The organism is Virgibacillus oceani (genome assembly GCF_041521345.1).
GTDB lineage: Bacteria > Bacillota > Bacilli > Bacillales > Amphibacillaceae > Virgibacillus_N > Virgibacillus_N oceani_A.
On record NZ_JBGOHB010000044.1, the window covers coordinates 23893 to 31116 of the forward strand.

Genomic DNA, 7224 nt, shown 5'->3' on the forward strand with positions numbered 1-7224 from the left:
TGCTCTTCCCCCATTATCATCTTTCACCAGTTGATAAGCTTACCTTAATATTGCAATAAGCTTTAATAAATTTATGCTAATCGTTAACTATGCGATGATGAGGTATTCTCTTGTTGAATTACAATTTGTCACATGGGTTCTGGTTTTATTGTTATTCTTATCTTCTTGCGTAAAGTAACCCCAGACTACTACCCTGAAAGATAGCAGTCTGGTTCTAAGCCATTACTTTTTATCCAATTCTTCTTTAAGTATTTTATTAACCATCGGTGGATTTGCTTGCCCTTTCGTTGCTTTCATCACCTGGCCAACCAGATATTTCTGAGCTTTAGCTTTTCCATTTTTATAATCAATAATGGACTGTTCATTTTCTTCCAGTACTTTTCCGATAATTTCTTTCAACTGACCTTCATCGGAAATTTGGACGAGTCCTTTTTCTGTCACAACTTTTTCCGGATCCCCGCCGTTTTCCGCCAGTTCAGTAAATACTTTTTTTGCCATTTTGGATGAAATAGTTCCATCTTCAATTAAATGAATCATTTTTGCTAAAGCTTTTGGTGTAATCGCAAGCTCCTGAAGTTCCTTATAGTGCTTATTCATATAAGCAGAAACCTCACCCATAAGCCAATTGGAAACCTGCTTTTTATCTGCGTCGTGTTCAAGCGCTTCTTCAAAAAAGTCAGCCATTTCCTTTGAACTGGTGAGCACTTCTGCATCATATGCTGATAACTCCAGTTTTTCAGTATAACGCTTCTTGCGGGCATCCGGCAGTTCTGGAATTTCCCTGCGGATCCGCTCTTTCCATTCCTCATCAATATATAGCGGCAAAAGATCCGGCTCCGGAAAATAACGGTAGTCATCCGACCCTTCTTTGACACGCATTAATATGGTCTCTTTCGTTTTCTCGTCATACCGGCGGGTTTCCTGTAAAATTTCCCCTCCGGATAGAAGCACTTTTTCCTGACGTTTTTCTTCAAATTCCAGCCCTTTTTGGACATAGTTAAAGGAATTCAGGTTTTTCAGTTCTGCTTTTGTACCAAATTCCTCCTGGCCAGTTGGTCTCAGAGAAATATTTGCATCACAACGCAAAGAACCTTCCTGCATTTTCACATCGGATACACCTGTATACTGAATAATATTTTTCAGCTTTTCCAAATATGCATAAGCTTCCTCCGGTGTACGGATATCCGGCTCGGAAACAATTTCCACGAGCGGCGTTCCCTGGCGATTAAAGTCCACTAAGGAATAACCATCATCGCCGTGCGTTAATTTACCTGCATCTTCCTCCATATGAAGACGAGTAATTCCAATCCGCTTCTTCTTTCCGTTTACTTCAATATCAATCCAGCCATTTTCACCAATCGGCTGATCAAATTGGGAAATCTGATAAGCCTTCGAGTTGTCCGGATAAAAATAATTTTTACGGTCAAATTTTGTATGAGTGGCAATATCACAATTCAATGCCATAGCTGCTTTCATTGCAAAGTTAACCGCTTCTTCGTTCAGCACCGGCAAGACACCCGGATATGCAAGATCAATCGGGTTCACGTTCGTATTCGGATCTGTTCCAAAAGCATTTATACTGGGACTGAAGATTTTTGACTTTGTTTTTAGCTCCACATGGACTTCAAGTCCAATGATCGTTTCAAAGTTCATTCGTTGGCACCTCCAATTTGAGGTCGTTTCTTATGATGATCTGTTGCTTGTTCATATGCATGTGCTGCACGGTATACGGTACTTTCATCAAAATGTTTTCCAATAATTTGCAGACCGATTGGAAGACCATCTTCCGAAAATCCGCATGGGACAGAAATCCCCGGAACACCTGCCAAGTTCACCGGAATGGTTAAAATATCATTGGCATACATGGTTAATGGATCATCCGTCTTCTCGCCAATTTTAAATGCCGGAGTCGGAGATGTTGGACCGATAACCACATCGTAGTCTGCAAATATTTTATCAAAATCACCCTTCATAAGGGTTCGCACTTTTTGAGCCTTTTTGTAATATGCATCATAGTAGCCTGAGCTGAGTGCGAAGGTTCCAAGCATAATACGACGCTTCACTTCTTCACCGAAGCCCTGGCTCCGGGACTTTTTAAACATGTCCATCATATTATCTGCTTCAGCACGAACACCATAGCGAACCCCGTCAAAGCGAGCCAGATTGGCTGATGCCTCTGAAGAAGCGATAATATAATATGTAGCCATCGCATATTTGGAGTGGGGGAGAGAAACTTCCTCCCAGGTTGCTCCAAGTGATTCGTATACTTTGAGTGCCTTTTTTACAGCCTCCTGTACTTCTGAAGAAACCCCTTCTCCCAAGTATTCACTTGGAACAGCAATTTTTAAATCCTTTACATCTTTTGTCAGGGCATCTGTATACTTAGGCACTGCCAGGTGAGCAGATGTAGAGTCCATCGGGTCCTGTCCTGCCAGTACTTCAAGCACTCTTGCATTATCTTCCACCGATCTTGTAATTGGTCCAATTTGATCCAGGGAGGATGCGAATGCCACAAGCCCAAAACGGGAAACCCGTCCATAGGTTGGTTTTAAACCAACAACACCGCAATAAGCTGCCGGTTCCCGAATAGAACCACCCGTATCCGAGCCAAGGGCAAATAAAACTTCTCCGGCTGCTACTGCTGCAGCAGAGCCGCCGCTCGAACCTCCTGGTACGTAATCCGTATTCCACGGGTTTCTTGTAATGAAGTAACCGGAGTTTTCATTGGAGGAACCCATGGCAAACTCGTCCATATTCAGCTTTCCGATTGTAATCGCGCTTTGTTCATATAGTTTGTTCATCACGGTTGCGTCATATAATGGATCATAAAAGTTATCCAGTATTTTACTGGCACTTGTCGTACGCAGTCCCTTTGTTACAATATTGTCTTTAATACCTGTAGGCATGCCAAACAAGCTGCCGGATTTATCCTCTGATTTGTCAAGTTCTTTCGCAGCTGCCCGTGCATTTTCCTCATTCAGCGTTAGAAAAGCGCGCACTTGGTCATCCACTTCATGAATACGCTGGTAAGATGCATCCACTAAGTCAGCTACTTTAATTTCATTATTATGTAGTTTCTCTTCCAGTTCTTTAATCGTGTGATCAAATAAAGCCATTGATTTCCCTCCCTATTCTTAGAAAACTTGGCTTATCGCCCTTAATGGCGAAAGCCTAAGTTGCGCTTATGCAGATTAAAAAGTTTTATACTTTTTAATCTGCCAATATGGATGGCACACGAAAATGACCATCTTTTTGATCAGGGGCATTTTTCAGTGCTTCCTCTTTTGTAATCCACACTTTCGGCTCATCCTTGCGTAATACGTTTTTCAGATCTGATGCATGTGTAATTGGCTCCACATTAGTTGTATCCAATTCATTCAGTAATTCAGCAGCAGTAATAATTTCACTCAACTGATCTGTCAGCATATCTGCCTCTTCTTCAGTGACTTCAAGTCGAGCCAGTTCTGCGACATGTTTCACTTGTTCCTTCGAAATATTTGTCATCGATAACCCTCCTGACAGGCAACATTTTATATAGTTACATTATTTTACACGGTAATCAAGTATAACACTATTGATGATAGCAGAATGTGCCTGTTGTAAGCAACTTTTGCTCTCTTCTTTCCTGTGATTTTATTTACACCTTTTAGAAGTATAGTGAAGAAAAAGTCTTTTTAAACAAAAAAACACCTGAAACAGGTTCCACGCCGTTTCAGGCCAATCTATCATATAGTTAATAGGATAAAAAAGTTACTGATGTAATTACTTCTTTTGCAGATTAAAAGAAGTGTGTAGGTTGTGGTACTGAAAGGACACTAGGGTTTCTGTCACTAATCGTAACGTCTTCCTGCGGTTGCGCTAAAAGAAAACCAGTTACAAGTAAAGCACCAATTGCAACAACTGAAATCATTTTTTTCATTTTCTCCCCCCTCAAATAAAATTAAATTATATATTGGTAATTTGCTCATAGGCAAAATTAGCCTCTTTATAATACTTTGTTGCATCTTTATATTTATGAAATTTTTCAAAATGAGCAGCCAATAATTCTGCGTATATGGCAATATTTCCATAATCCTTCTGTTTTTCCAAAGATGGTAAGAAACCATCAATCATCAATTTCTCGAAGTCTTTGTACTCTTCTTTTAATAAGTGGTCATACGCAATAATAATATAATAATAAAGTTTGTATTCTTCGTATTTCCCGAATTCCTCCAATAGTTTCAAGCCATAGTTTACAGTCTTTCTAGTCTCTTCAAAATTTTCAACACTATAATACAAACTTACTAAGGATGCTATCGTGTATAAGTGATCAACCGGATGAGCTCCTTCATCTTCCAAAACTGCCTGAAAATGCTTGATTGCTTCTTTAGACTCTCGTGTAGTAGTGTATAAATGACCGAGATTTTGGTGTGTTAATAAAATTAAATGCTTATCTTTATTTAATTTTCCTAAATGCAAGGCTAAGTTATAGTTTTTGATTGCATTAGCATACAGCTTAATTCTTCTATATGATATTCCAAGTACAATATGGCATTGCGCACAACGACTAAAATTATATTCTTTCATAAATACTTCTAATGCTTTTTTTGCATAATCAATAGCTTCTAACGTCTTTCGTAGATTGCTGTGTGTTACTGCAATGGCATATAAAAGATCGGCTTGTTCTTTTTCTTCTAATTCTATTTTATTAATTTTTTCTTCAGCCGCCTTATAAAGTTGCATGGCTGAATTAAATTCACCAATTACAGAATTGTAATTCCCTTTAAATTTATACCAGTAAAACAAATGTTGGTTGTCAAAAGTACCGGATATGTCATTCAAAAGTTTGATTTTTGCCTCTGCCTTTTCTAATTCACCGACTACTAGATAATATCTTACTTTATGTATTTCAAACATTAGTAAATTTTCAGTGAGATTTTCATCCATTAGTTCCTGTATTTCTTTGTACTTGGCAATAATCTCTTCTTTATCATTTACCGCAAATAACATGCCATACCATTCTTTGCATTTTTCCTGGATCGTGGAATTGAGGGAATTATCAATTTGAATACCAAGCCGGGTACACAATGCTTGAATAATTTCTGGGCTCGCCTCTGTCTTTAGATTCTCAATCTTGGATAAATACGATAAAGAAACAATTCCTTTGGCAAGATCGCCCTGGGTCATGTTCTGTTTGGTCCGTTGCAATTTTATAAGAGACCCTACCTCTATCAATATACCCACCCTAACCTTTACTAGAATTATATGACTCTGTATATTGATATTATAACATACTTTCTGATAATTCATATTGGGAAATTCATAGGGTAAATACAGCGATAATTGCCCTTGAAAGTTTCCGATTTTCCTGTACAAGGAAAATAAGCCCTTTTTTAGGCAACTTTTTACCTAAAAAGGGCTGATCGACATATTGTGACTAATTACTCATGACATTAAAACATTTCCGATGTCGTTTTGGGCTGCATGAGTTGACCTAGGTAATCCGGCCCTCCAGCTTTGGAATCGGTACCTGACATGTTAAAACCGCCAAACGGCTGGTAACCGACAATGGCTGCTGTACAGCCGCGGTTGAAGTATAGGTTTCCAACATGAAAGTCTTCTCTTGCCTGTTCCAAGTGCTCCCGATTATTTGTGATCAGCGCGCCAGTCAAACCATACGCTGTGTTGTTAGCGATCTCAATGGCTTCACTGAAATCTTTTGCTTTTGTCAATCCAACAACCGGACCAAAAATTTCTTCCTGCATAATTCTTGCCTGCGGATCGACCTCGCCAAATACGGTTGGCTCGATAAACCAGCCTTTACTGTCATCCCCGGTTCCGCCTGTGAGCAGTTTTCCTTCCTTTTTACCAATGTCAATATAACCCATGATTTTATCGTAAGCTTTCTGATTAATAACCGGACCCATATAATAGGAATTGTCATGCGGGTCACCGGCAGACTTTTCTTTTGTCAATCCTACTATCCGATTGGCCACTTCATCATAAACCTCTTCATGAATTACAGCCCGGGAACAGGCGGAACATTTTTGTCCGGAAAAGCCAAATGCAGATTGTACAATGGACTGAGCTGCAAGTTCCAGATCAGCATTATTATCAACAATAATGGTATCTTTACCACCCATTTCGATGATCGTACGCTTCAGCCATTTCTGGCCATCCTGGATTTTCGCAGCTCGTTCAAAAATCCGTGTGCCAACATCTCGGGAACCTGTGAAGCTTACAAAACGCGTACGCGGATGATCAACTAAGTAATCGCCAACTTCGCCTCCTGGTCCAGGGATATAGTTTATCACGCCATCCGGAAGTCCCGCTTCCTCCAAAACTTCCATCAATTTATAGGCAATGACTGGCGTTGGACTGGCTGGCTTTAACAGTACAGTATTTCCTGTCACCATGGCAGAAACCGCTGTTCCGGCCATGATCGCGAACAGAAAATTCCATGGGGATATGACTACACCGACACCAAGCGGGATGTAATGGTACTGGTTATATTCAATAGGACGGCTTTCCACCTTTTTCCCATTCATCATTTCAAGCATTTGCCTGCCGTAATATTCCATAAAGTCAATGGCCTCAGCCGTATCAGCATCCGCTTCCTTCCACGGCTTCCCGCCTTCTTTAACTAAGTGCGCAGTAAATTCGTGTTTACGGCGACGAACGATTGCCGATGCACGAAAGAGAATATCAGCCCGGAATTTTGGATCGGATTTTCTCCATGTTTCAAAAGTGGAATCCGCCACATGCATAGCCTTTTCCGCAAGTTCTTTGTTTGCTTTGGAAACTTTTCCGATGATTTCTTCTTTATTAGCCGGATTGACGGATACGATTTTTTCTTCTGTCATTATCCGCTCGCCACCAATGATCAGTGGATATTCTTTTCCAAGTTCCTTTCCAACTTTATCCAATGCTTCAATCATGGCATTTTTGTTTTCTTCTATGGAGAAATCTGTGAACGGTTCATGTTTGAAAGGTACTACCATTGTTTATATATACCTCCTAAAAATAAGATCTATTTTTAGGCTTTCCCATCCCCTTGATTTCAATCATTTTTTCTTAAAGCATAAAGTGAAACTTCATTCAATGGGGGTTTTCTTTTTATCCCCCACTGAAACAACCATGGCTATGCTACGCATCGCCACCAACTACCATGAAAATGAATTTCTAAACGAAATAGAAGTATTCATTTAGAAAAATATGGAGATATAGTTAATAACAATACGACCA

Annotated in this window: 6 protein-coding genes; all 6 read right to left on the minus strand. The window is 39.7% G+C overall.

What is annotated here, in order from left to right:
- Window positions 1–222: 222 nt before the first annotated feature.
- The 6 genes from gatB to pruA all read right to left on the minus strand — a co-directional run bounded on the left by gatB (window position 223) and on the right by pruA (window position 6980).
- Complete coding sequence (gatB, locus tag ACDX78_RS21450; RefSeq protein ID WP_486030631.1) at window positions 223–1653, minus strand: Asp-tRNA(Asn)/Glu-tRNA(Gln) amidotransferase subunit GatB; 1431 nt, start codon at window positions 1651–1653, stop codon at window positions 223–225.
- The gene (gatA, locus tag ACDX78_RS21455) at window positions 1650–3116 is read right to left on the minus strand and encodes an Asp-tRNA(Asn)/Glu-tRNA(Gln) amidotransferase subunit GatA (RefSeq protein WP_486030632.1); all 1467 of its coding nucleotides are present in this window, start codon (window positions 3114–3116) and stop codon (window positions 1650–1652) included. Before gatA ends, gatB begins: the two co-directional genes overlap by 4 nt.
- 94 nt (window positions 3117–3210) lie before the next feature.
- Window positions 3211–3504: an Asp-tRNA(Asn)/Glu-tRNA(Gln) amidotransferase subunit GatC gene (gene gatC, locus ACDX78_RS21460; RefSeq protein ID WP_486030634.1), complete on the minus strand. Its 294-nt coding sequence runs from the start codon at window positions 3502–3504 to the stop codon at window positions 3211–3213.
- A gap of 274 nt (window positions 3505–3778) precedes the next feature.
- Window positions 3779–3919 carry a hypothetical protein gene (locus ACDX78_RS21465; protein ID WP_486030636.1) on the minus strand — a complete coding sequence of 47 codons (141 nt, stop codon included), beginning with the start codon at window positions 3917–3919 and terminating at the stop codon, window positions 3779–3781.
- A 26-nt stretch (window positions 3920–3945) separates the two neighbouring features.
- Window positions 3946–5214: a helix-turn-helix domain-containing protein gene (locus ACDX78_RS21470; RefSeq protein ID WP_486030638.1), complete on the minus strand. Its 1269-nt coding sequence runs from the start codon at window positions 5212–5214 to the stop codon at window positions 3946–3948.
- Between the two features lie 218 nt (window positions 5215–5432).
- Entirely contained in the window at window positions 5433–6980 is a 1548-nt protein-coding gene (gene pruA, locus ACDX78_RS21475) for an L-glutamate gamma-semialdehyde dehydrogenase (protein WP_486030640.1), read from the minus strand.
- Window positions 6981–7224 lie beyond the last annotated feature (244 nt).